Origin of the sequence: Pseudomonas sp. GM60 (assembly GCF_000282415.1) — a bacterium.
Classification (GTDB): Bacteria; Pseudomonadota; Gammaproteobacteria; order Pseudomonadales; family Pseudomonadaceae; genus Aquipseudomonas; species Aquipseudomonas migulae.
The window spans coordinates 1-23,155 of record NZ_AKJI01000026.1 but is presented as its reverse complement, the minus strand read 5'-3'; the positions used below and the strand labels follow the sequence as shown (position 1 = coordinate 23,155).

Genomic DNA, 23,155 nt, shown 5'->3' with positions numbered 1-23,155 from the left:
CAACAAATACACTTCGCTATAGACTCTCCTTACTTACCCGCCCTGACGGGAACCCGTTCTGGAGAACTATTACCTTGAACCACTTGACGACCGATCAAACAATTAGAATCAGCAAAGCCACACTGATGCTGTTTATAAGCTTCTTTGGTTTTTTAATATTGTTTAGCAACTTCACCGACTACCCTACCAACTACGAATACATCGCCCACATCCTCAGCATGGACACCACCCGCGAGGGCGAGAAGTACAGTTATCTCGCCATTAACTCACCCATGGCCCATCACAGGATTTACTGGCTGATCATTACACTCGAAGTCCTCTTCACCGCTTTTTGCATGATGGGTACTTACCAACTATTCAAGAATATAAATACCAGCGCCAAAAAGTTTCACGAGGCAAAGAAATATGCACTGATTGGCTTGCTGATTGCCGTATTCATCTACTACGTGTGTTTTCAGGTTATGGGTGTCGAATGGTTCAACATGGATGAATCACAACAATGGAACTATAAAGACTGGGCCCGACATATCGTTGATTTCATCATGCCGTTAATGATCTATGTGGCCATCCGGATCGAGCGCTGAGTGCACACGCACCCGATCCGTAACATCTTCAAGCCAGCTTGCCGCTCCCCTGCACCATCGGTGCCTTGGGTTTGCGAAACACCAGCACGTTGCCCAGCATTACCAACACCAGGCCCATCAGCGCCGGCGCGGTCCATTGGTAGCCTTCGGCAAACGCCGAGACGTTGAGCGCCACCACCGGGAACAGCACCGTGCAATAGGCTGCGCGCTCCGGGCCCATGCGCCCGACCAGCGTCAGGTAGGCGGTGAAGCCAATCACCGACCCCGGAATGACCAGGTACAGAAGCGAACCGATGTAACGCGCATTCCATTCCATCTCGAACGGAATGCCTTTGACCAGGCACCACACCGACAGCATCGCCGCGCCATAGGCCATGCCCCAGGCATTGGTTGTCAGCGGCTTGAGCCCGGCCTTCTGTTGCAGGCTAGACAGCATGTTGCCCGCCGAGAAGCACAGCGTGCCCAACAAGGCCAGGCCCAGGCCCAACAAGGTTTCCGGGCTGGCGGTGTGGCCGGCCAGCTCCGGCCAGAACAGCAAACCCAGCCCGAACAAACCGAGCGCGCCACCCAACAGGACGTTGCGGGCAATTTTCTGGCCGAAGAACACCCGCGCATTCAGGGCATTCCACAACGTGGCAGTGGAAAACACCACGGCTACCAGGCCACTGGGGATCCATTGGCTGGCCGTCAGGAAGCACATGAAGTTGATGCAAAACAGGCACAGGCCCTGCGCCAGGCAGATCAGGTGTCCGCGACGGTTCATCACTTGCAGCTTGCGGCTGAGCAACAGCATCACGAACAGCACCAGCGCGGCGAGGCCGAAGCGATAGACGATCGACACCGGAATGGCCACCACACCCAGTTGCCATTTCAAGGCAATCCAGGTGGTGCCCCAGATAAGCACGGTCAGCAAATACAGCGAAAGGTTCATGGCGAAGGCTCCTCAATAGGTGCCCAGTGTCCTGCGCCAAACTTTTTCGCACTTGCATAAACTTGCGCTTTTGTCGGCCCAGAGGCTGGCAGGCCAACGTCTACGGAGTAGGATGCGAAGCGTTGGAGAAACGATCATGCCCGCACTGGAATCACTGCAAGTCTTTCAAGCCCTCAACCGCTCGCCCAATGCTCGCCTCGAGCACAGCGCCGAGCTCGGTGACGGCATGGCTGCAGCCTTGTGGAGCAACCATCACGACGCCCAGGACTACGAAGCGCCGAGCCATCACACCTTGTCCTGTTACATCGCGGGCGGCACCGGCACTTTTCGCCGCGACCAGCCCGGCACCAAGGGCGGTCCGGACAAACTGTGCATTCTGCCGGCCGACCATCAGTCAGGCTGGGTGATCAATGGCGACATTCGCCTGGCCCATCTGTATTTCAGCCCGGAACAGTTCGCCCTCGGTTGCGTCACGCTGCTGGATCGCGAACCTCGCGAATTGCAGTTGCGTGAAGGGACTTTTCTCGACGACCCGCAGCAAGCCCGGCGCTTTCGCCAGATGCTCACGCTCAACTGGGATGAACCCGGCGAACGCCTGCTGACCAGCAGCCTGGCCCATGAAATGCTCAGCCACGTGTTACTCGGCCAGGTCGGCATGCGCGACGGCTTGCGGCTCAAGGGCGGATTGGCGGCGCACCAGCGGCGGCAGCTGGTCGAGTTCATCGACAATCAGTTGGCCGAAGCCATCAGCCTTGGGCAGTTGGCGGGGTTGTGCGCGCTGTCGGAGTATCACTTTGCGCGGATGTTCCGGGAGAGTTTCGGCTTGCCGCCGCATCAGTATGTGTTGGCAAGGCGGCTGAGCCGGGCGCGGGAGTTGTTGCGTTCGACATCGCAGCCGTTGGGGGAGATTGCATTGGCGTGCGGGTTTGCCAGTGCGAGTCATTTCACCAATCGGTTTCGGCAGGTTCTCGGTGGGACGCCTGGCGAGTATCGGCAGGCGTTTTTGCGCTGACCCGGAAGCCGCCTTCGCGGGCAAGCCTCGCTCCTACAGGGATGTGTGTTGATCGCGAAAATTGGGCTCGACACGATTCCTGTAGGAGCTGGCTTGCCGGCGATGAACGATGACGCGGTCTACCGTCAGAACTCCAAGGTGCTGGACAACGACACCTGCCGCGAATCCCCCATCGACACAAAGAACCGGCTCGCCGCCGAGGTGTAGTAAGTGCGGTCAAACAGGTTTTTCACGTTGAGCTGGAACTTGACCTTCTGCCCCTCGACCTTGGTGTCGTAGGTGGCGAATGCATCGGCCACGGTGTAGCTCGGCAGATCAAAATCGTTCACCGCGTTACCCGCCCGCTCACCGACATACCGCGCGCCCGCGCCGACCCGCAATTGATCGCCACCAACGATGGTGCCGAAGTCATAGACCGCCGACAGCGAGCCGGTGTTCTTCGCCACGTTTTGCAGTTTTTTGCCTTTGTAGTCCGGGTCTTCGGTGACTTCGGCATCGGTGTAGGCATAGCTGCCGATCATGCTCCAGCGATCGCTGAGCTGACCGCTCAGGTCCACTTCCAGCCCCCGGGAACGCACTTCGCCGGCGGCGCTGTAAAGGGTCACCGGACCTTCGGCATTGGCCACCAGCACGTTGCGTTTCTTGATGTCGAACAGGGCAACGTTACCCGTCACACGCCCCGGAATATCCAGCTTCGCTCCCACTTCCCAGGACTTGGCTTCTTCCGGCGCGATGCTGCCGTCGAGCACGGTGCTGCTGCCGCTCAACGGGGCGATGGTCGAGTTCGGTTTGAACGATTCGGTGTAGCTGCCGTAGAACGACAACGCGTCGGTGTACTTGTAGACAAGGCCGGCACGCGGCACCCATTTCTGGCCGTTGCTGTCGGTGTTGGCCTTGAACGGCACACCTTTGCCGGCGTACTGGTCGTACTCCTGGAAACGGCCGCCGGCCACCAGAATCCACTGGTCGGTGAGATGGATCGAGTCCTGCAGGAACAACGAATCGCTGCGCAGCAGATCGGTCTGCGCGCTGTCCGCCGGGCTGACGGTGGTGCCGGCGACTTCACGGCCATAGACCGGGTTGAGGTAGCTGAAGGTGGTCAGGCTTTTCTGGCGGATCAGGTCTTCGCGGTAGATCTTGCGGTACTCGTCATCGACGCCGAACACCAGGTCATGTTGCATGCCCAGCGCATTCACTTTGCCTTCGAGGCTGGCCGTGGTGAAGCGGTCGGTGCTGATCGCGTTTTGCGTGCCGTCCATGCTGCGGGTCAGCGTGCCTTTTTTGGTGTCGATGGCGGTAACGCGCACTTGGCTGGCGTCGTAGGTTTCACGGTTCCAGCTGTAGCCAAAGTGCGCTTTCCAGTTGTCGTTGAGCTCGTGGTCGGCCTCGAAGTGATAGAGGTCCGAACGCCCTTCCATGTTGTTGAACGGCTCGTCCAGGCGACGCTCGCGGGAGATGTCCAGCGGATGGTTGTCGCGTGGGTCGATCAGCGTGCCACGGTCGAACGGGGTGAGGAATTCACGGTGTTCGTAGGCGAACAACAGCTTGGTGTTTTCACCGAACCAGGCCAGGGACGGCGCCACCAGGGTTTCGCGGTGGGTGCCGAAATTGCGCCAGTAATCTTCGTCCTCGTGGTCGAGCACCATGCGGTATGCCAGCCCGGAATCACCGAGCGCGCCGGTGCTGTCGAAGCTGCCGCCGCTGCCGTTTTTGCCGTCGCCGTACGTCGAGCCACGCACGGTCAACGCGTTGTACTGTTCCAGCTCAGGTTTCTTGCTGACCATGTTGACCACGCCGCCCGGATCCTGGATGCCGTAGAGCAACGAGGCCGGGCCCTTGAGCACTTCGACCCGATCGACCGTGGCGTTGAGGCCACGGCCCTGCACCACCGGCATGCCGTCGCGCATGATCGAGCCGTTGCGGTTGTCGCCGAAGCCGCGGGTCATCACCGAATCCTGGGTGCTGCCCAGCGTGTTGCCCTGGGTGATGCCGCTGACGTTGGCCAGCGCGTCGTCGAGGTTGCGCGGCGCCTGATCGCGAATGACCTGGGCCGGGATAACGTTGACGGTCTGGGGGATTTCCTGGAGCAAGGCCGAAGAGCGCATCACCGAACTGGTCGGCGGCGGCTGGTAGCTCATGGATTGATCCATCACCGAGGTGATGGTGGTCGCGCCGAGGTTCAAGGCGCCTTCGGTGGGCTGCGGTTCCAGCGCCATGGTGTGCGCATCGGTACGACGGAAGGTCAAACCCGAACCGCTGAGCAAACGCTGGATCGCCTGTTCGGCGCTCATCTGCCCGCTGACCGCTGGCGCGGTCATGCCGTACGGCGCTTCATCGGTGTAGACCACGCTGATGCCGGTGATCCGGCTGAAGTCGCTCAGGGCCTGGGGCAGCGGTTTGGCGGCCATCGCGAAGCTGAACTGCGTGCGCTGCTGCGTCGAGCCCGCTTCAGCGGCCAATGCCACGCTCAATGGCAGCAATGCCAATGCCGAAATGCTCAGCGCCGAAGCGCCCAACCACTGTTTGACCGAACCCGATTTTGCCCTGGACTTCATTGCTCATGACCTGTGTAGAACCACTACGGATGCGAATGACTCGCAGTTTCAGTCACTACACGGATGGGGCTTGGGTTTACCTCACCAAGATTTTGAAAATATTTTTATTTGGGGGGAATGTGTTGTTTGAGAGGACGCCATCGCCGGCAAGCCGGCTCCTACAGGGGAATGCATTTCAACTGTAGGAGCTGGCTTGCCGGCGATGAGGCCGGACGCCTCAACGCAAAATAATCAAATGCCCCACAGCATGCTGCTCAAACCCCATCACCCCCTGCAACGAACTCAACACCGCCTGCGGATCCTTGCTCGGGAAACTGCCACTGACCCGCCGCGCCGCCAGCTCATCGTCGAGCAGCACAATCCGCCCCGGGTAGTAACGTCGCAAATCCTGCACCACGTCGGCCAGTGGCGCCTTGTAGTAATTGAGCCAGCCCTGACGCCACGCCAACTGTGCTTCGCTGTCCACCGCATGCAGTTTTTCCGCCGTACCGTCGCCGTAAGCCACTTGTTGGCCGGCGGTCAGAATCTGCTGCTCGGCATGCTTGTCCGCCGTCACGCCGACCCGGCCGGACAACACCGTCACTTGCGCACCGTGAGGTTGCAAACGCACTTCAAACTGCGTCCCCAGCACCCGCGCCTGGCCCTTTTCAGCCTCAACCACAAACGGCTCGCCGGTGTGCGTCACGCTGAAAAAACCAGCGCCGCGACGCAACTGCACGTGACGCTCACCGCGACTGAAATCCACCGCGATGGCGCTGTCGGCATCCAGCGTGACCTGCGATTGATCCGCCAGCGTGACGGTGCGAACTTCCCCCGGTGCCGACACATAGTCAGCACCCAGATCATCCACCCAGCGCATCGGCTGCCAGCCTGAACCGAGGCTGACCATCAACAACAGGCACGCCGCCATTGCCAACGCTCCGGACCAGCGCCGAACGCTGCTGCGCCGCGAGCGATTCATCGCATTGAGGTAACCCTGCAAGGCAAACGCGTCTTCGTTGGCCAGCGTCCGCGCCGGACCTTCGCTCAATTCCCACACCACTTGCGCCTGGGCATAGGCCTCGGCATGCGCGGGATCGGCCTGCAGCCAATGGCTGAAGGTGGCCTGATCACCGCTGCTCGGCTGGTCATGCAACAGACTCAGCCAGGCGAAAGCGGCCTGTTCCTGAGCGGGTGTCGGGATGACGCGTTCGATGTGATTCACGGTGCTTTCCCTGGCGTGCGCGGTTCGGGGTCCCGCAGGCTGGCCTTGCAGGCTTCGAGGGCGCGCATCATATGTTTTTCCACGGCGCTTTGGGACAAACCCATGGCCTTGGCAATCTCGGCGTATTTACGGCCATGGATGCGATTGAGCAAAAAGATCTGCCGCGTGCGCTCGGGCAACGCACGCAACGCCGCTTCGACGTGGCGCAAATCGTTGCCGGCTTCCAGCGCGGCTTGCGGCTCACTGCCGTGGCTGTACGGTTGATCCGGCAACCAACCTTCGTTGACCCGCACCCGCGTGCCTTCGCTGCGCAAGTGGTCGATGGCAATGTTACCCGCGCAACGCAACAGGTAGGTGCTGAGCTCTTCGACCTGCACCAGCGGCCGGCGCCAGAAGCGCAAAAACAAATCCTGCACCAGATCCGCCGCCGTTGCCCGACAGCCGACGCGACGGTTCACCAGCGCTTCCATCTGCGAACGCTGGGACAAGAACACTTGCAGGAAATGCGCACGTGCTCCGCGAGGTTCGTTGTCATGGGAATCGGGAGGGCTAGTCATCATCGGGTCAGTACTGCGCAAATGCGGCAACGGGGCTGACGAGCAGGCTCAAAGCAGCCATCGACAGCGCCAGGCGCGGGCGATACGGCATCAACAGCACCAGCAGCAACGCGCTGAGCATCAACACCGCACACCATTCCACCAGACCAAGTCCCCAGCCGGTCGAAGACACCGCCGCCCACAGTGACAAGACCAGCAACAGCCAGCCACCCAGTTTCAATAACCGGCGACGACGGGTCGTCGGCTTGCCGCCCAACAGTTCGGCATGATGCCGGTCCATCGATAAACACAGTGCGGTGAAACCGCCGTAACAGAGCAACAGCGACAGCAACATTCAGTTCGCCTCTCGCTCAAGGGTGATCGGTTGTGCACGCTGCCGGATGACGATCCTGGCCTGTCCCGAACGCTGCATTTTCCACGCAGCCCAGGCGAAAAACACACCACTGCCCAGGCACGTCAGATCGAAACCGGCCATCGCCCAATCGCCCTGCGCCAACGTCACGCCCAAGTGATACGGCGTGGTCATGGCGTTCAGCAGCGGCATCGCGCCAAACAGCAATGCCACCAGTGCCAATTGCTCGATCCACGCCGTGCGGCCCCGGCGGACCATGGCATGCAGCACACTCAAACCCCAGACGATGAAGAAGCTGTTCACTTCCCAATCCGCACGTCCGGCCATGTCGACCGGCAACACCCGATTGGCCCAAAAGAACGCCGCCACCGCCACCATCAACCCGGACATGCTGGCGATATTCAGCACTTCCACCAGTCGCAACTCGAACGGCATCACGGCGCTTTTCGCGTGTTTGAGCTGACGCTTGCCGAGCCAGATCACCAGCCCGGTGCCGATCATCGCCGTGCCGGCCAACCCGCAAATGAAGTACAACCAGCGCAGCACCGGGCCGGCGAAATGGCCCATGTGCAAACCATAGAAACTGCCGGCAATCGCCCTCGGCAGCGATTGCTCCGGGGTCGTGCCGAGCAATTGCCCGGTCACGCCGTTGAAGGTCACCGCGCTGCCGAAGTCGTGGACTACACGGTCCGCGCCATCACGCACGAGCACCACCGAGGCATTCGCGTCGCCCGGATTGTTCACCGTCAGCCGCCCGACGCGCCCGCCCGACCACTGTTCGCGCGCCTTTTCCAGCAGCGGTGCCAACGGCGCCAACTGCGCCGGTTTGTCCGCACGCTCCGGGGCCGTGGAGGCCGGGAACACCTCATCGTAAAACGCCCGAGCATCACCGTTGTACGCGGCAAGAATGCTCGCAGGCATCACCATCGACATGAAAATCACCAGGCTGCTGTAGGTGATCATCAGGTGAAACGGCAGCACCAGCACACCCACCGCGTTGTGCCCGTCGAGCCAGGAACGCTGGCCTTTGCGCGGGCGGAAGGTGAAGAAGTCCTTGAAAATTTTCTTGTGGGTGATGATCCCGCTGATCAGCGCGACGAACATCACCATGGCGGCGATGGTGGACAACCAGCGACCCCACGGATAAGGCATTTGCAGCTGAAAGTGGAAGCGGTAGAAAAACTCGCCGCCGGTGGTTGCCCGGCCCTGCACTTCGGCGCCGGTTTGCGGGTCGAGGAGTTTTTCTGTGAACTGGCCGCGTTCGCCACGTTTGGCTGGGGTCTGCTGCCAGCGCACCGACAGGCCGGGTTCGCGGGCATCGGGCAGGTCGATGAGCCAGCGTGAGGCGCCGGCAGCGTGTTGCTGAAGATAGTTTTGCGCCACGGTCAGGCTGGCTTCGGAAGTCACCGAACGCGCAGGGATTTCCGGCTGCATCCAGTGGCTGATCTCATCCTTGAAATACGCGAGTGTGCCGGTGAGAAAAATCGCAAACAGCAACCAGCCAAAGATCAACCCGGCCCAGGTGTGCAACCAGGCCATGGCCTGACGAAAGCCCTCTTTCATGAGCGGCCCATCCAGTACGCGAGGCCCGACACCGCCGCCAGCACCGGGCTTGGCACGATCAACCCGAGCCAGGCCCGCCATGCGCTGCGGCAGGCGAAGCACCAGATCACTGCGCCGAGGTAGGCCAGAAACGAGGTCATCATCCCGGTCACCACGGCGTCGGCGCGGGCCATGGGCACCCACAGCGTCAGGCTGACACTGGCCAGCGCCGCAACGATATAGCCGCCCAGCACGGCGGCCAGCACCCGGGAGGTGACGGCCAATCGATAGGACACGGGGATTACTTTCATGTTTCGACCTTGAAACCGGTGGGGCCTGGGGAAATCACGAGGCCAGGGCCGCAATATTAATGATAAATATTCTCATACGCAAAAAGAGATACGATCAGCGCCGATTGCCGGAGCGGGTTCGCGCCTCTACAATGCGAACAATTCTTGTTCTCTAACGCATTAAACCGCGCTCGGAGTTACCGTTGCAGCCAGCCCACACCGTCGAAGTCCTTTATCACGCCCATCACAACTGGCTCACCGGTTGGTTGCGGCGCAAGCTCGGCTGCCCGGACAGCGCGGCGGATCTGGCCCAGGACACGTTCATGCGGGTGCTGACCGCACGAGACACGCCGCAGATCATCGAGCCGCGAGCCTTCCTCACCACCCTCGCCAAACGCGTGCTGTTCAATCATTACCGCCGTCAGGATCTTGAACGCGCCTACCTCGACGCCCTGGCGCAGATGCCGGAAAGGGTCGCGCCGTCGGAAGAGGAACGGGCGATCATCCTGCAAACCCTGATGGAACTGGACCAGTTGCTCGACGGTTTGCCGCGCCTGGTCAAGCGCGCATTTCTGCTGGCCCAGGTCGATGGCCTGACGTATCCACAGATCGCCGCCGAGCTGGGGATTTCCATCGCCACGGTCAAGCGGTACCTGAATAAAGCGGCGATGCGCTGCTACTTCTCCCTATGAACGGCACCCCGGATTTTTCACCGCAAGTCGCCGAGCAGGCGGTGCAGTGGTTGATGAAAATGCAGCAAGGGCCGTTGAGCCCGCGCCAGCAAAACGCCTGGCAACAATGGCTCGATGCGCACAGCGAGCATCAACGGGCGTGGGAGCATATTCAGCGGGTCAACCAGCGCCTGCGCGGTTTGTCTTCGCCGCTGGCGCATGCGGCCCTGAACGCACCAACGTCCGGCAGCCGGCGTCAGGCGCTGAAGTTGTTGCTGATTCTTGGTGCCGGTTCGGCCGTCACCTGGGGCATGCGCGAGCACAACCTGCTGCCACCGTTACTGGCCGACTACCGCAGCCCCATTGGCCAGCGGCGCAAGATCGCGCTCGCAGATGGCAGCCAATTACAACTCAACACCGCGAGTTCGGTGGATGTGCAGGTCGAGGGTCAGCAACGGCTGATCCGTTTGCTTGAAGGCGAGATGCTGCTGACGGCGTCCAAAGCGTTTCAAGTGCGCACGGCACAAGGCTTGTTGAAAACCGAAGGGGCGCGCCTGAACGTCAGGCAGTTTGCGGATCGCACTCAGGTCGCGGTGTTTGAAGGCCATGTTGAATTGACGCCTGATGGCGGTTCACCCTGGGTACTGCAAAGCGCCCGGCAGTTGAGTTTTGATGCTCGCGGAATCGGCAACACCGTGCCTCTGGATGCCAACAGCGGTGCCTGGGCCGACGGCATGCTGGTGGCTGCGCACATGCGCCTTGGCGATTTCCTTGAGGAACTTGGCCGCTATCGTCGCGGGCAGCTGAACTGCGATGCGAAAGTTGCGGACTTGTTGATTTCCGGGACTTATCCACTGGACGACAGCGAGCGGATTCTCGATCTGCTGGAAATCAGTTTGCCGGTGAAGGTGAAGCGCTTTACGCGGTATTGGGTGACCGTCGAATCGCGCGCCTGAAACACAACCCCCTGTGGGAGCGGGCTTGCTCGCGAAGGCGGCGTGTCAGACACCTATATTGCGACTGGCATAACGTATTCGCGAGCAAGCCCGCTCCCACAGGTCCTCAGTGTCATAAAAAATATTCGTTAAACGTGAGCCGTTTTTCAGATCTGGCGTGACAGAGAAGGAAAGCCACCTTGATTCCACCTTCTCAGGATCGTCCTCCATGCACCCCACCCGCCTTACCCCGCTGGCCCGCACCTTGCGCCAACTCTTGCTGGGCGCCAGCCTGAGCTTCGGCGCGCTGCCACTCGTCCACGCAGACGATGCCAAGCCGTACCACATCGCGCCATCGTCGCTGGAAAACGCCCTCAACCAGTTCGGCCGTGAAGCCGGCGTGTTGATCTCGTTTGGTTCGCAAGTCACCAGCGGTGTGCAGAGTCGTGGCCTGGAGGGCAACTACACCGCCGAACAGGGCTTGAACGCCTTGCTCGAAGGCACCGGCCTGCAAGCCCGCGCCGAAGGCAACAACGCGTTCAGCCTGCAACCGGTGGGCAATACCGCGCTGGAGCTGGACACGTCCAAAGTGGTCGGCGACTGGCTCGGCGATGCGCAGCAAATCAACGTCTTCGAGCATCCCGGCGCGCGTGACGTGATCCGTCGCGAGGAATTCGAACGCCAGGGCGCAACCCAGGCCAGGGACGTGCTCAACCGCATCCCCGGCGTCAACGCGCCGGACAACAACGGCACCGGCAGCCATGACATGGCGCTGAACTTCGGGATTCGTGGTCTCAATCCGCGCCTGGCGTCGCGCTCGACGGTGTTGATGGATGGCATCCCGGTGCCCTTCGCGCCTTACGGTCAGCCACAGTTGTCGTTCGCGCCGATCAGCATGGGCAACATGGACGCGGTCGACGTGGTGCGCGGCGGCGGCGCGGTGCGTTACGGCCCGCAAAACGTCGGCGGCGTGGTCAACTTCGTGACCCGCGCGATTCCCGATGAGCCCACAGTGAAAGGCGGTTTCCAGACCGAAACCAGCCCCTCCTCCAGCCACGACGGTTTCAAGACCACCGGCAACCTGCTGGCCGGCGGCACTGGCGACAATGGCCTGGGCGGCGCGTTGTTGTATTCCGGCACACGCGGTGGCGACTGGCGTGAACACAGCGACACCGAGATCGACGACCTGATTCTCAAAGGCAAATACCAGCTCGACGGCGCCAACAGCTTCAACGCCATGGCCCAGTATTACGAAGGCAAGGCCGACATGCCCGGTGGCCTGAACGTCGCCAATTATGATGCCGACCCGTACCAGTCGACCCGCCCGAAAGATCAGTTCTGGGGTCGCCGGACGATGTTCAACTTCGGCTATCGCTACCAGGAAGATCGCCGCGAATTCACCGCCAACACCTTCTTCACCAAAACCCTGCGCAGCGGCTATCTGGATCAGGGCACGTTCCTGTCGCTGTCACCGCGCGAATACTGGGTACGTGGTCTGGAAACCCGCTTCGCCCAGGGTTTTGATGTCGGCCCGACCAGCCATGAAGTCGGTGTCGGCTATCGCTACATCAACGAGGCCGGCCACGAACTGCGCTATCGCACGCCGATTGCCAGCAACCAATACCCGACCACCAACAGCCGCAACGACCGCGATACGCGCGGCGGCACCGAGGCCAACGCGTTCTTCGTCGATGACCGGATCGACATCGGCAAATGGACAGTGACGCCGGGCATCCGCTACGAAATGATCGAATCGCAACAGACCAACAACCTGACGAACGAGAAATACAAGGGCGACTACAACACCGCCCTGCCGGCGCTGAACGTGCTCTATCACCTGAGCGACAGCTGGAACTTGTACGCCAACACCGAAGGCTCGTTCGGCAGCGTGCAATACAGCCAGATGCCAAATCGCGTGACCAGCGGCGAAGTCAAACCGGAAAAGGCGCGCACCTGGGAACTGGGCACCCGCTACGACAACGGTGCGTTACGCGCGGAAATCGGCGCGTTCCTGATCAACTTCGACAATCAGTACGAAAGTAATCAGACCAACGATTCGGTGATCGCCCGGGGCGAGACTCGCCATCAGGGCATCGAAACCAGCGTCAACTACGCACTCGATGATGTGAGCCCGGCATTGGCCGGTTTCGATGTCTACGCCACTTATGCCTATGTGGACGCGACCATCCGCGAAGACGGGCCGAACAAGGGCAATCGTGTGCCGTTCTCCTCAAAACACAAGGGCACCGTGGGCGTCGGTTACACCGAAGGCGCGTGGAAGTTGAACCTGGACAGCAGCTATCAGAGCGACCAGTTTGCCGACAACGCCAATACGTCGAAAGAAAGCGCCGACGGCAGCACGGGCACGATTCCTGGATACATGCTGTTCAGCAGCCGCGCGGCGTATGACTTCGGGCCGAAGTTGTCGGATTTGAATGTGGCGGTGGGGGTGAAAAACATCTTCAACCACCAGTACTTCACACGCTCGTTCGATGACAACAACAAGGGCAAGTACGTCGGGGAACCGCGGACGGTGTATGTGCAGACGTCGGTGGCGTTCTGATCTGAAGCCGCTCTCCACTGTGGGAGCGAGCCTGCTCGCGATGGACTACAGAACAACGCGTTTATCCAGACAGCCAGCGTTATCGTTTACGACCATCGCGAGCAGGCTCGCTCCTACAGGGGCCAGCGATCGACACAAACAACAACGGGCCTGCAATGCAGGCCCGTTTTTCGTTGGGACGTTAAATCAGGCGTCAGCCGTTTTGTGCAGCCTGTTCGTTCTCGAGAAACTCGTCTTCCAGCAGCGCATCGGCTGCACGCCTCTCGAACGGCACCACAGCGGCACGTGGTTTGCCCCGCAATTTGCCGAACAGATGTTCCAGTGCATGTTCGAGTTTTTCAGCCGCACCGTCGATCGCCAGTTCCAGGTTTTCGGCTTTATGGGTGACAGAAATCGGTTGGTGGCCTTTTGGCCGCGCTTCCAGCTGGCAGCGCAAATCATGGGGACCGGGCTTGTCGCCGTTCTCATCCCGCAGATGGACCTCGACGCGTGTCAGGTCCTCTTCATAACGTTCGAGCGTGCTCTCAATGGTAGTACGTACCCACTCCTCCAGTCGGATGCTGCTTTGAATATGGTTATCGCTGTTGACTTGGATTTGCATAGTTCATCCCTTATTTCAGCTAGCTCGCGAGAGGCCCCTCGGCTGGCCCTTGGGCGTCATCACCGTGACCTCTTGGTTACACAATCGGTCTGTACGCCGAACAATTCAACCCCTGAAAAAAGATAAATTTTCATACGCAAAAAAAGCCGGACAAGGAGCAAAAGCACTGTTAAGGTCGGGAGTTGGGTCGCTTCACTTCTTTGTCATAATTACTCACATCTGCCGCTCCGCCAGCGGGTGCAGGCTGCGAAAAACACCCGCCTCCTCTACCAGCCAGTCATGCACCGCGCGCACGCCCGGATGGCTCAGCGCCCCCGGCGCATACAGCAACACGTAACGTTTGTGATTGGGCACCGCCAGACCGAACGGCACAATCAACGTCCCGCGCTCCAGCTCATCGTTCAACAGCGTTCGCCGCGCAATCGCCACGCCCATGCCGGCAATCGCCGCTTCGATGGTCAGGTGATTGCGATTGAACGTGTGCCCGCGCCGCACGTCCGCTCCTTCGAAGCCGATGGCGTTGAGATAGAACTCCCACTCCGCGTACTCGTAACTGCCGCGCCAGGCCGTAATGTCGTGCAACAGCGGAAAGTGCGACAGGTCTGCCGGGCCATGCAACGGCGGCCGCCCACGCAACAGACTCGGCGCACACACCGGGAAGATCTGTTCGTCGAGCAAGGTTGTGGATAACAAGCCAGGGTAGCTGCCGTCGTTCAGGTCGATGGCCAGGTCAAAGTCGCCCTCGTGCAACGGCACGCTGCTGTCCTCGGCCACCAGGCGTAACTGAATGTCCGGAAAACGCTGCTGCAAGCGCGGCAGGCGCGGGGTCAGCCATTTGCTCAGGAACGATGGAATCGACCGTACCCGCAAAATCCCGCTGATCATTCCCGCGTCCAGTCGTCGCAATTCCGCGTCGATGCTGCCGTAAGCCTCGTTGACCGTAATGGCCAGTCGCTGGCCTTGCGCGCTCAACTCCACGCCCCGGGCACGCCGGTGGAACAGTCGAAAACCCAGCCGTTCTTCCAGTTGTCGGATTTGCTGACTGACCGCCCCCGGCGTGATGTGCAGTTCTTCGGCGCAGCGGGTGAATGACAAGTGCCGTGCGGCACAGGAAAACACGTGCAGCCAGACGTAAGTCTGGGCGTGCAATTGGCGACTCATTGTTTAGTCCTGCTAAAGGCTGTCTTAGGAAGTTTCGTTGGTCACGTAGGACCGAGGTAGGCAGTATCGCCGACATTGCGCTTGTCCTACAAAAATGGCAGCGATTTCTCTTCCATTGCTTGTATAGGCTTTAGCATGGCTATCAGTGTTTTTGATCTTTTCAAAGTCGGCATCGGTCCGTCCAGTTCTCACACCGTCGGCCCGATGCGCGCCGCCGCGACCTTTGCCCAGGCACTGATTGACCAGCATTTGCTGGACGCCGTACGCCGAGTGGAAATCCGCCTGTACGGCTCCCTTTCCGCCACCGGCGTCGGCCACGCCACCGACCGCGCCTGCGTCATGGGCCTGATGGGCGAATGGCCAGACAGCATCGATCCGACCAGCATCGACAGCCGCATCAAAACACTGCTCGATACCGGCGAACTGAGTCTGGCCGGTAAAACCACCATCGCCTTCAACTGGCAAAGCGATCTCCTGCTGCTCGACGAGAGCCTGCCCTACCACCCCAACGCCATGTCGCTGACAGCTTTCGGCGACACCGGCGAATTGGCAGAGCAAACGTACTACTCGATCGGCGGCGGTTTCATCATCGAAGCCGCCGAAGCCGAGTCAGGCATCGCACCGACCAGCGACGTGGTGCTGCCGTATGATTTTTCCAGCGCCGCCGAATTGCTCAAGCTCTGCAATCAGCATGGCCTGCGGGTTTCCGAGTTGATGATGGCCAACGAACGGGCCTGGCGCAGCGAAACCGAAATCCGTCAGGGCTTGCTGCACATCTGGTCGGTGATGCGCGAGTGCGTCGAGCAGGGTTTACGCCACGAAGGCATCCTGCCCGGCGGTCTGAATGTTCCGCGCCGCGCAGCGAAATTGCACCGCAGCCTGTTGGAAATCGGCAAGCCGAACGTCATCACTTCGACGCTGTCGGCGATGGAATGGGTGAACCTGTTTGCCCTTGCCGTGAACGAAGAAAACGCCGCCGGCGGACGGATGGTCACCGCGCCTACCAACGGCGCGGCCGGGATCATTCCCGCCGTCCTGCACTACTACATGAAATTCAACCCGGACGCGTCGGACGATGACGTCGTTGCGTTCTTTTTGGGCGCCGCGGCCGTAGGCATTCTCTGTAAGAAAAACGCTTCGATCTCCGGCGCCGAAGTCGGCTGTCAGGGCGAAGTCGGTTCGGCGTGCGCCATGGCCGCCGCCGGTCTGGCCGACGTACTGGGCGCCACGCCCGAGCAACTGGAAAACGCCGCCGAAATCGGCCTGGAACACAACCTGGGCCTGACCTGCGACCCGGTCGGTGGCCTGGTGCAAGTGCCGTGTATCGAGCGCAACGCCATCGCGGCCGTGAAGGCGATCAACGCCACGCAAATGGCCCTGCGCGGCGACGGCAAACACTTCATTTCCCTGGACCGGGTGATCCGCACCATGCGCGATACCGGCGCCGACATGCATGACAAATACAAAGAGACTTCACGGGGCGGCCTGGCTGTCAGCTGGGTGGAGTGCTGAGGAGCATTCCCGACCGTCCGCAACACGTGAGCCCGAGCAAGAATAATAACGAGGCCAATAACGATGACCGATGTACGTACACCTGCTGCCGATAATCCTGCTGTAGACCTGACACACAATACAGAAACAGCCCACAAGGGCTGGAGCAAACACGACACCACCTGGATGCTGGGCCTCTACGGCACGGCGATTGGCGCCGGCACGCTGTTCCTGCCGATCAACGCCGGCGTGGGTGGCTTCTGGCCGCTGCTGATCCTGGCGGTGCTGGCGTTTCCGATGACCTTCTTCGCCCACCGGGGCCTGACTCGCTTCGTGCTGTCGGGACGCTCCGGGGACATCACCGAAGTGGTGGAAGAACACTTCGGCATCGGTGCCGGCAAGCTGATCACGCTCCTGTATTTTTTCGCGATCTTCCCGATTCTGCTGGTGTACAGCGTGGCGCTGACCAACACCCTCAGCAGTTTCATGGAGCACCAGTTGCACATCGCCCCGCCACCTCGGGCGGTGCTGTCGCTGGGGCTGATCCTTGGTCTGATGGCGATTGTCCGCTGCGGCCAGGGTGTCATCGTCAAATGCATGAGCGTGCTGGTTTACCCGTTCGTCGCGGCGTTGCTGCTGCTCGGCATCAGTCTGATTCCGAACTGGAACGGTGCGTTCTTCGCCACCGCCGGTGAAGGCATGCCGATGCCGCTGTTCTTCAAAACGCTGTGGCTGGCGATCCCGGTGATGGTGTTTTCGTTCAACCATTCGCCGATCATCTCCGCCTTCGCTGTCGATCAGAAGCAGCGGTACGGCGAGCAGGCCGAGCGCAAGAGCAGCGGCATCCTCGCCATTGCCCACGGGATGATGGTGGTGACCGTGATGTTTTTCTGTTTCAGCTGCGTGCTGGCGCTGTCCCCGGCTGATCTGGCGGCGGCGAAGGCACAGAACATCTCGATCCTGTCGTACCTGGCCAACCACTTCCAGACCCCGGTCATTGCCTACGCCGCGCCGCTGATTGCGCTGGTGGCGATCACCAAATCCTTCCTCGGCCATTACATCGGCGCCAGCGAAGGCTTTCAGGGCCTGATCGTGAAAAGCCTGCGTGGTCGTGGCCAGGTGATGTCGGCGAGCTGGCTGAACCGCATCACTGCGCTGTTCATGATCCTCAGCTGCTGGGCCGTGGCCACTTTCAACCCGAGCATCCTGCGCATGATCGAAACCCTCGGCGGGCCGATCATTGCGTGCCTGTTGTTCCTGATGCCGATGTACGCCATCCGTCGGGTGCCGGCTTTGCGCCAGTATTCGGGCCAGGCGTCGAACGTGTTTGTGGTGTTGATCGGTCTGATTGCACTGTCTGCGATCATCTACTCATTCATGCCCTGAAACGGGCAACGTTCTTGTAGGAGCGAGCCTGCTCGCGATGGACTTCAGAGCGCCGCGTTTACCGATAAACACGCGTAATCGTTGACGACCATCGCGAGCAGGCTCGCTCCTACATTGTCCGACAATCTTTCCGGCATGCCCCTTGCTACATCCCTGACGAGGCAAAAAGGATTTTTGAAAACCTCAGCGAGCGACATGCCAATGGTCCGGTGTTGCGAACCAACCCGATCATGGCCGGTCAACAACTGCACGTTCAATCAGGCGGTGACGCATCATGGACAACCCTTTTCAGCTCATTACCGATGCCTTTGCACCGGATTACCAGATCAACCTGAGCATTCAGGGGCTGGACGGCAGCATCATGCTGACCCTCTCCAACAGCGGCCGCGTCGTGGCCAAGCGAATGATCAGCGCCGAACAACGCAATGACCCCAAGCGCCTCAAGCGCCTGGTGCAAAGTATTCAATTCGGCATCGCCATCGAGCAGGGTCACAGCGCAATGACCATCCTCGAAGCCATGACCGACAGCGACAATCGCACCCCGCCGCCGCCATCGACCAAAGCCCACCCGCGCCCCGCCATGCGGTTTTAAATCTCGCCCTTCTCCACTTCGGGATGCTCACTGGAACCCGCACCGGTCTTGCGTTGCGGGTGTTCGATCTTCACCGAAGGGAATTGCGACGAGGCGTAACGCACCACCAGAATCGCAAACGCCAGCAGCAGAATCCCGCCGCACAGGTAAATGATGCCCAGGTCCGGCGGATTGTGGTGCGAGACGTTGGAGATCAACAAACGCGTCAGCGCGGTGATCGCCACGTAGATCAGGAAACGCACCGGCATGTGATTGGTCTTGAAATAAATCCCGACCATCGCGCCCAGTTCGAGGTAGATGAACAGCAGCAAGATGTCGTCGATCTTGATGTGCCCCGCTTCGATCATCCCCAGAAACTCCATCACCGCCGCCCACGCGGTCACCGCACCGATGGCGAACAACGCCAGGTAGTGGAAGGTCTCGACGAACAGATTGCCCAGGGATTCGGCCAGTTGGTGCACGTTCTGCCGCAGGTTCTCGGCCCAGTTGATTTTCACGATGATTCTTCCTTAGCTCGGTTCGAGCGGATGATGCCGGTTGGACGTGACGGTTGTTCTGCATGCAGAAAAAAGGCCAGAGGCTGATGGTGAGATGGCGATAGGCTGCCAGTGGACACTTTTGTGGTGTCTGGACGGGCGTCTTCGCGGGCAAGTCGGACCGCCGCACCGCTCGCTCCTACAGGGCCGGTATTATCTGTAGGAGCGAGGCTTGCCCGCGAATGGAGCAACGCGGTCTACCTGACAAACGCTGATTACGGTCTACATTAAAAAGCCACTACCCAAAGCGCAGGGATTCGCTTATCCTTTTCGCTGTATAAAAACACAGTGGTCGAAACAGACAACTATCGTGAAGGCATGTGAGGTGGTGAATGGCCGTCGAAGTGGTATACCGCAGCAGCCGAGATCTGGAGCGCTTGTTCATGGATAAAGCCGAAGCTGACCGTCATGACAAAATGCTCGAACTGGCCGAATTGCTGGCTGAAGTGTTGCAAAAAGCCGTTCCGTCCCTGACCGAGCAGCAAGTGGAAGAAGCCGGGATCTACATGGCGAAGAACCGCGATGTGTTCGCCAAGGCGTTCAAGAGCCAGCCGGATGCGTTGTCCGAGCTGCTGAGCGCGCCTGTTGAAGTCGCGGAACAGGTTGAAGTGGCAGAAACAGCTGAGCCGACCAAGCCAGCCAAAGCCGCTAAAACACCGAAGTAAGCAACACCCGAATTGAACAGGCCCTGAGTCGAATGACTCAGGGCCTTTTTCATGCCTGCGAAAAACGCGGCTCAAACCGTTCGCGGCGTTCGCTCGTCTGCAGCTGTCGAGCCTCCACGTACTGACGCCCCCCATGGCGACTGCGGAGAAAGTCCCTGGATGACGTAGAGATACGTTTCTTGCGCTGCGTAGTCGAGCACGCTGATCAAACCGCCGACATAGCTACCGTTGTAAAGGAAACCATCAAAGTTATAGGTCACCGTGAAGGTGATCTGTGCCTCGGCACTTTTACCCGAGGCCTTGATGGTGGTGCCTGCCGACGTTGATGGCGATGCGGTGCTCCCCTCGTACGGGATCGGATCCTGGTAAAAATCCGGTAGCGCCAATGCGCCCGTCACCGAATCGGTGTCGAGCGTCAACGTGCCGCTCTGCCAAACCTGCAACCCGTTCGGGTTGGCGCTCGCGTCGAACAGGCTGACGGAGAAGGTGTAAGAAGTGCTCATGATTTCACCCATGGCCGTTCAACGACGTTCAACAGGTAGACCTCTTCACTGTCAGGCGTCAGTGAAAACAGATAGCCATTGTTGAGGAAGTCCTCGTGATCGCTGACATCGATGGGCCAACCGGGGTACTGATTACCGTTGGCGTCCAGCACCCACATGAACTTGACGTTGTAGTCTGTCGGGGTAGCCGATTTGTAAACACCGCCGGCGACTTGCGTCCCGTCGTCAAACCGCGCCCATGCCATGACGACCGGCGAGCCAACACTGATTTCATCGGGCACCGGGGTATTGCCCTGCATGATCAGCGTCCACGCCTCTTTGCCGCCCGCGGGAAGCATCATTCGCGCAACGTATTGCGGCGTCGGCGACCCTGCTGCCTGAGCCGTTACGGCGCCCTGACCAACGCCCGTGCCCTGCGTGACATTGAGGGTATAACCAAACGTGTTTTCACCGGGCTGCGGCACCGGGCCGGTAATGGTGCAGATCAGGCCATTTTGCTGGGCGACCTCCACGTAGGGGTCCCAGGAACCGGGCGTCGATCCCGAATTGATAACGCAGTTGATGGCCGGGTTTTCAGACTGGTAGAGGGTGAAGAAGACGTTGCCGTCGTTGTCCCATAAACCGGTGCTTACCGGACCTGCGGTGCCGGGGGTGAAAATAGTGATCTGCCCGCCGTAATTGGCGCCGTTATCGTCGCTGACAAACGACACGCCAATATCAAGGCTGGAGTTGATCGTGAAATTGCAGGTGAGAGAAGAACTGGAAGACATGATTCGCTCCTTGAAATCACGAAAAAGCAGTGCGCCAGTCATGATTGCCCCAGACGCTGGCAGGCCCTCATCAACCGGGCGGGTGGCGTTGCGCCATCCCGCTTGCAGCGTAGTCAGGTCTTTAGAATTTGCCAGCGAGGTGAAGGACGCGGCGAGCCTTCACCGGTACAAGACTTTCTCCGCCAACTCGTCCGCCACCCGGGCGGGGGAACGTTTCTCAGCCTGGGCATGGGCGAACACTTCGGTCAGTCGTGAGCTGATTTTCGACAAGTGCGCGGTGATGGTCGTCAGCTCTTCGCCTCGGTGTTTGAGCGACACGTAGATCAGTCCGCCGGCATTGATCACATAATCCGGCGCATAAAGAATGCCTCGCCGTTCCAGTTGATCCGCGACATCCAGATGAGTCAGTTGGTTATTCGCCGAACCGGCCACCGCCGAGCAACGCAGTTGCGTAACGGTGTTGCTGTTGAGCACGCCGCCGAGGCCGCACGGCGCGAGAATGTCGCAAGGCGTGCTGAGCAACGCCTCGTTGGCAATCGGGTGAGCCCCGAGTTGCTCCATCGCCAGTTGCACCTTGCCGTGATCGATGTCGCTGACCAGCAGTTCGGCACCGGCAGCGTGTAACTGCTCGGCCAAGGCATAACCGACATTACCCAGGCCTTGTATGGCCACGCGCAGGCCTTCGAGGTTGTCGCTGCCCAGGCGAGCCATGGCGGTGGCACGAATGCCGGTGAATACGCCCATCGCCGCGTGAGGCGCCGGGTCGCCCGCCGAAGTGGTGCTGGTGACGTGCTGGGTCTGTTGGGCGATGCAATCCATGTCCGCCACTGAGGTACCGCTGTCGATGGCCGTGATGTAGCGCCCGTCGAGCTGATTGATGCAGCGCCCGAACGCTTCGAACAGCGCGGCGCGGTTTTCCACATGGACCGGTCGAACAATCACCGCCACGCCGCCACCCTGAGCCAGGCCGGCCAGTGCCGCCTTGTAACTCATGCCTTGAGCCAGACGAATGGCATCCTCGACCGCGGACTCGTCGCTTGGATAGGCAAGGTAACGACACCCGCCCAGGGCAGGCCCCAGACGGCTGTTATGAATAGCAATGACCGCCTTCAACCCGGTAACCGAGTCGACGCTCAGATGCAGCGATTCAAGGCGAGTGCTTTGCATGAGAGCGAACATCGTAAGGGCTCCCGAATCACTTCTTGTAGTCGCCAGTATAGGCTTGCGCCCAAAATTTGCAGAAGCGCACCGGAATAAGCGGCGCCGCCATTCAGGCTTTCGGACATAACCTGCGCGGCACTGGACGAATGCCGCAGGGGAGGCTAAAACGAGGCATGTCCCGGAGATTTTGATGACGCCCCGCCAACGCTTTTTCGACTGCCTGCAACGATCACCGCCCGCGCTGTTCGAAGCGGCGCTGTGGATTGCCGTCGAGCACGATAAAGAGGTGGATCCGCAGGCGGTACTGGCGAATTTCAAGGACCTGCAACAGCGCGTCAGTTACGGCTTGCCGATGTTGCCGGTGAGCGAGCTCGCCCAGCCGCTGTTGCGACGCCTGAATGATCTGGGATACGCCCAGGACGATTTCACACCATTGCGACCGCAAGTGGCCTTGCTCGACAAAGTGCTGGAGCGCCGACGTGGCCAGCCATTGGCCCTGGGCCTGATTGCGCTGGAACTGGCCAGAGGCCTGGAAATCCCCTTGGTCGGGGTCAACTTCCCAGGGCATTTCCTGCTGCGGGTTCCGGGGGCCGATCACCTGCTGGACCCTTGCGGCGGTCGACGGTTGTACCCCAACGATTGCCGGGAACTGCTGCAACGCCAGTACGGCCCGAACATGAAACTCAGCGCCGAACATTTGCTGACGGCCGAGCCGGTGCAAATGCTCCAGCGGTTATCACGTAACCTGCGCCAGTTGCACCTTTCCCACGATGACTACATTGGCGCGTTGATCGACGCCGAACGCGTGCTTGAACTGGGCAACGCCAGCGCCTCCGACTACCTGGCCCGGGCCAGCCTTTACCAGCGGCTGGACTGCCCGAACGCCGAGCGTTTCGATCTGGAGCATGCGCTGCTGCTCAGCGACGACCCGATCCAGCGGATCCGCCTGACCGAACGACTCGGCCACCTGCCCCCCAACTCAATCGTCCACTGAACCTGCAGGCGCCGGCTTGCTGGCGATTGATACGCCGCTGTCAGTCAGGAACACCGCGTTATCGTTCATCGCCGGCAAGCCGGCTCCTACAAAAAACTG

The 23,155-nt window shown here is 60.3% G+C and carries 22 protein-coding genes and 1 pseudogene; 10 read left to right on the top strand and 13 right to left on the bottom strand.

Annotated elements, in window-relative coordinates; all coding sequences use genetic code 11:
• Positions 1 to 74: 74 nt before the first annotated feature.
• A complete protein-coding gene (locus tag PMI32_RS24925; RefSeq protein ID WP_008025339.1) occupies positions 75 to 584 on the top strand; it encodes a DUF2165 domain-containing protein in 510 nt (169 codons plus the stop codon).
• Between the two features lie 28 nt (positions 585 to 612).
• Here PMI32_RS24925 and PMI32_RS24930 read toward each other — a convergent pair whose 3' ends face one another.
• Positions 613 to 1,515: a DMT family transporter gene (locus tag PMI32_RS24930; protein WP_008025338.1), complete on the bottom strand. Its 903-nt coding sequence runs from the start codon at positions 1,513 to 1,515 to the stop codon at positions 613 to 615.
• A gap of 136 nt (positions 1,516 to 1,651) precedes the next feature.
• On the opposite strand from PMI32_RS24930, the gene PMI32_RS24935 reads away from it, so the two are divergent.
• Positions 1,652 to 2,527, top strand: a complete 876-nt coding sequence (locus PMI32_RS24935; RefSeq protein ID WP_008025337.1) for a helix-turn-helix domain-containing protein — start codon at positions 1,652 to 1,654, stop codon at positions 2,525 to 2,527.
• Positions 2,528 to 2,652: 125 nt separating this feature from the next.
• On the opposite strand, the gene PMI32_RS24940 is transcribed toward PMI32_RS24935, so the two are convergent.
• From PMI32_RS24940 to PMI32_RS24965, 6 genes are all read right to left on the bottom strand, one after another.
• Complete coding sequence (locus PMI32_RS24940) at positions 2,653 to 5,082, bottom strand: TonB-dependent siderophore receptor (protein WP_008025336.1); 2,430 nt, start codon at positions 5,080 to 5,082, stop codon at positions 2,653 to 2,655.
• A gap of 217 nt (positions 5,083 to 5,299) precedes the next feature.
• Entirely contained in the window at positions 5,300 to 6,286 is a 987-nt protein-coding gene (locus PMI32_RS24945; protein ID WP_008025335.1) for a FecR family protein, read from the bottom strand.
• The gene (locus tag PMI32_RS24950) at positions 6,283 to 6,846 is read right to left on the bottom strand and encodes an RNA polymerase sigma factor (RefSeq protein WP_008025334.1); all 564 of its coding nucleotides are present in this window, start codon (positions 6,844 to 6,846) and stop codon (positions 6,283 to 6,285) included. Before PMI32_RS24950 ends, PMI32_RS24945 begins: the two co-directional genes overlap by 4 nt.
• Positions 6,847 to 6,850: 4 nt before the next feature.
• Entirely contained in the window at positions 6,851 to 7,177 is a 327-nt protein-coding gene (locus PMI32_RS24955) for a DUF3325 domain-containing protein (RefSeq protein ID WP_008025333.1), read from the bottom strand.
• Entirely contained in the window at positions 7,178 to 8,758 is a 1,581-nt protein-coding gene (locus PMI32_RS24960) for a PepSY-associated TM helix domain-containing protein (RefSeq protein ID WP_008025332.1), read from the bottom strand.
• Positions 8,755 to 9,048, bottom strand: a complete 294-nt coding sequence (locus PMI32_RS24965; protein WP_008025331.1) for a DUF3649 domain-containing protein — start codon at positions 9,046 to 9,048, stop codon at positions 8,755 to 8,757. Before PMI32_RS24965 ends, PMI32_RS24960 begins: the two co-directional genes overlap by 4 nt.
• Before the next feature lie 182 nt (positions 9,049 to 9,230).
• Between PMI32_RS24965 and PMI32_RS24970 the strand changes: the two genes are divergently transcribed.
• From PMI32_RS24970 to fecA, 3 genes are all read left to right on the top strand, one after another.
• Positions 9,231 to 9,719, top strand: a complete 489-nt coding sequence (locus PMI32_RS24970) for a sigma-70 family RNA polymerase sigma factor (RefSeq protein ID WP_008025330.1) — start codon at positions 9,231 to 9,233, stop codon at positions 9,717 to 9,719.
• Entirely contained in the window at positions 9,716 to 10,654 is a 939-nt protein-coding gene (locus PMI32_RS24975) for a FecR domain-containing protein (RefSeq protein ID WP_008025329.1), read from the top strand. The genes PMI32_RS24970 and PMI32_RS24975 overlap by 4 nt, the downstream gene beginning before the upstream one ends.
• A 208-nt stretch (positions 10,655 to 10,862) precedes the next feature.
• Positions 10,863 to 13,196, top strand: coding sequence for a TonB-dependent Fe(3+) dicitrate receptor FecA (fecA, locus tag PMI32_RS24980; protein WP_008025328.1), 2,334 nt, complete (start codon positions 10,863 to 10,865; stop codon positions 13,194 to 13,196).
• Between the two features lie 193 nt (positions 13,197 to 13,389).
• Here the strand turns inward: fecA and PMI32_RS24985 are convergent, their stop codons facing one another.
• Complete coding sequence (locus PMI32_RS24985; protein WP_008025327.1) at positions 13,390 to 13,797, bottom strand: HPF/RaiA family ribosome-associated protein; 408 nt, start codon at positions 13,795 to 13,797, stop codon at positions 13,390 to 13,392.
• A 213-nt stretch (positions 13,798 to 14,010) separates the two neighbouring features.
• Entirely contained in the window at positions 14,011 to 14,958 is a 948-nt protein-coding gene (locus PMI32_RS24990; RefSeq protein ID WP_008025326.1) for a LysR substrate-binding domain-containing protein, read from the bottom strand.
• A 135-nt stretch (positions 14,959 to 15,093) separates the two neighbouring features.
• Here PMI32_RS24990 and PMI32_RS24995 point away from each other — a divergent pair, with 135 nt between their 5' ends.
• The 3 genes from PMI32_RS24995 to PMI32_RS25005 all read left to right on the top strand — a co-directional run bounded on the left by PMI32_RS24995 (position 15,094) and on the right by PMI32_RS25005 (position 18,427).
• Positions 15,094 to 16,470, top strand: a complete 1,377-nt coding sequence (locus PMI32_RS24995; protein ID WP_008025325.1) for an L-serine ammonia-lyase — start codon at positions 15,094 to 15,096, stop codon at positions 16,468 to 16,470.
• A 63-nt stretch (positions 16,471 to 16,533) separates the two neighbouring features.
• On the top strand, positions 16,534 to 17,835 hold the full coding sequence (locus PMI32_RS25000; RefSeq protein WP_008025324.1) for an HAAAP family serine/threonine permease: 1,302 nt from the start codon (positions 16,534 to 16,536) through the stop codon (positions 17,833 to 17,835).
• 274 nt (positions 17,836 to 18,109) lie between these two features.
• Positions 18,110 to 18,427 carry a DUF3509 domain-containing protein gene (locus tag PMI32_RS25005; protein ID WP_008025323.1) on the top strand — a complete coding sequence of 106 codons (318 nt, stop codon included), beginning with the start codon at positions 18,110 to 18,112 and terminating at the stop codon, positions 18,425 to 18,427.
• Here PMI32_RS25005 and PMI32_RS25010 read toward each other — a convergent pair.
• A complete protein-coding gene (locus PMI32_RS25010) occupies positions 18,424 to 18,924 on the bottom strand; it encodes a phosphate-starvation-inducible protein PsiE (protein ID WP_008025322.1) in 501 nt (166 codons plus the stop codon). The two genes, PMI32_RS25005 and PMI32_RS25010, sit on opposite strands and share 4 nt — an antisense overlap.
• A 371-nt stretch (positions 18,925 to 19,295) precedes the next feature.
• Here PMI32_RS25010 and PMI32_RS25015 point away from each other — a divergent pair.
• Positions 19,296 to 19,535, top strand: a pseudogene (locus PMI32_RS25015) (YebG family protein); the annotation flags it as partial.
• Positions 19,536 to 19,699: 164 nt separating this feature from the next.
• Here PMI32_RS25015 and PMI32_RS25020 read toward each other — a convergent pair.
• From PMI32_RS25020 to PMI32_RS25030, 3 genes are all read right to left on the bottom strand, one after another.
• Positions 19,700 to 20,131: a hypothetical protein gene (locus PMI32_RS25020; RefSeq protein ID WP_008025320.1), complete on the bottom strand. Its 432-nt coding sequence runs from the start codon at positions 20,129 to 20,131 to the stop codon at positions 19,700 to 19,702.
• Positions 20,128 to 20,943 (bottom strand): hypothetical protein, encoded by an 816-nt coding sequence (locus PMI32_RS25025; protein WP_238541016.1) that lies wholly within the window; start codon positions 20,941 to 20,943, stop codon positions 20,128 to 20,130. Before PMI32_RS25025 ends, PMI32_RS25020 begins: the two co-directional genes overlap by 4 nt.
• A 117-nt stretch (positions 20,944 to 21,060) precedes the next feature.
• On the bottom strand, positions 21,061 to 22,080 hold the full coding sequence (locus tag PMI32_RS25030) for a Glu/Leu/Phe/Val dehydrogenase family protein (RefSeq protein WP_008025318.1): 1,020 nt from the start codon (positions 22,078 to 22,080) through the stop codon (positions 21,061 to 21,063).
• Positions 22,081 to 22,252: 172 nt separating this feature from the next.
• Here PMI32_RS25030 and PMI32_RS25035 point away from each other — a divergent pair, with 172 nt between their 5' ends.
• Positions 22,253 to 23,056 carry a SirB1 family protein gene (locus PMI32_RS25035; RefSeq protein WP_008025317.1) on the top strand — a complete coding sequence of 268 codons (804 nt, stop codon included), beginning with the start codon at positions 22,253 to 22,255 and terminating at the stop codon, positions 23,054 to 23,056.
• The last annotated feature ends 99 nt before the right edge of the window (positions 23,057 to 23,155 follow it).

Excerpts from the sequence above, each read along its gene's own strand:
- PMI32_RS24975 (WP_008025329.1), top strand. The coding sequence starts at position 9,716 with ATGAACGGCACCCCGGATTTTTCACCGCAAGTCGCCGAGCAGGCGGTG.
- PMI32_RS24960 (WP_008025332.1), bottom strand. The coding sequence starts at position 8,758 with ATGAAAGAGGGCTTTCGTCAGGCCATGGCCTGGTTGCACACCTGGGCC.
- PMI32_RS24955 (WP_008025333.1), bottom strand. The coding sequence starts at position 7,177 with ATGTTGCTGTCGCTGTTGCTCTGTTACGGCGGTTTCACCGCACTGTGT.
- PMI32_RS24990 (WP_008025326.1), bottom strand. The coding sequence starts at position 14,958 with ATGAGTCGCCAATTGCACGCCCAGACTTACGTCTGGCTGCACGTGTTT.
- PMI32_RS25030 (WP_008025318.1), bottom strand. The coding sequence starts at position 22,080 with ATGTTCGCTCTCATGCAAAGCACTCGCCTTGAATCGCTGCATCTGAGC.
- PMI32_RS25035 (WP_008025317.1), top strand. The coding sequence starts at position 22,253 with ATGACGCCCCGCCAACGCTTTTTCGACTGCCTGCAACGATCACCGCCC.
- fecA (WP_008025328.1), top strand. The coding sequence starts at position 10,863 with ATGCACCCCACCCGCCTTACCCCGCTGGCCCGCACCTTGCGCCAACTC.
- PMI32_RS25005 (WP_008025323.1), top strand. The coding sequence starts at position 18,110 with ATGGACAACCCTTTTCAGCTCATTACCGATGCCTTTGCACCGGATTAC.
- PMI32_RS24940 (WP_008025336.1), bottom strand. The coding sequence starts at position 5,082 with ATGAAGTCCAGGGCAAAATCGGGTTCGGTCAAACAGTGGTTGGGCGCT.
- PMI32_RS25025 (WP_238541016.1), bottom strand. The coding sequence starts at position 20,943 with ATGACTGGCGCACTGCTTTTTCGTGATTTCAAGGAGCGAATCATGTCT.
- PMI32_RS24985 (WP_008025327.1), bottom strand. The coding sequence starts at position 13,797 with ATGCAAATCCAAGTCAACAGCGATAACCATATTCAAAGCAGCATCCGA.
- PMI32_RS25000 (WP_008025324.1), top strand. The coding sequence starts at position 16,534 with ATGACCGATGTACGTACACCTGCTGCCGATAATCCTGCTGTAGACCTG.
- PMI32_RS25020 (WP_008025320.1), bottom strand. The coding sequence starts at position 20,131 with ATGAGCACTTCTTACACCTTCTCCGTCAGCCTGTTCGACGCGAGCGCC.
- PMI32_RS24935 (WP_008025337.1), top strand. The coding sequence starts at position 1,652 with ATGCCCGCACTGGAATCACTGCAAGTCTTTCAAGCCCTCAACCGCTCG.
- PMI32_RS24950 (WP_008025334.1), bottom strand. The coding sequence starts at position 6,846 with ATGATGACTAGCCCTCCCGATTCCCATGACAACGAACCTCGCGGAGCA.
- PMI32_RS24965 (WP_008025331.1), bottom strand. The coding sequence starts at position 9,048 with ATGAAAGTAATCCCCGTGTCCTATCGATTGGCCGTCACCTCCCGGGTG.
- PMI32_RS24995 (WP_008025325.1), top strand. The coding sequence starts at position 15,094 with ATGGCTATCAGTGTTTTTGATCTTTTCAAAGTCGGCATCGGTCCGTCC.
- PMI32_RS24930 (WP_008025338.1), bottom strand. The coding sequence starts at position 1,515 with ATGAACCTTTCGCTGTATTTGCTGACCGTGCTTATCTGGGGCACCACC.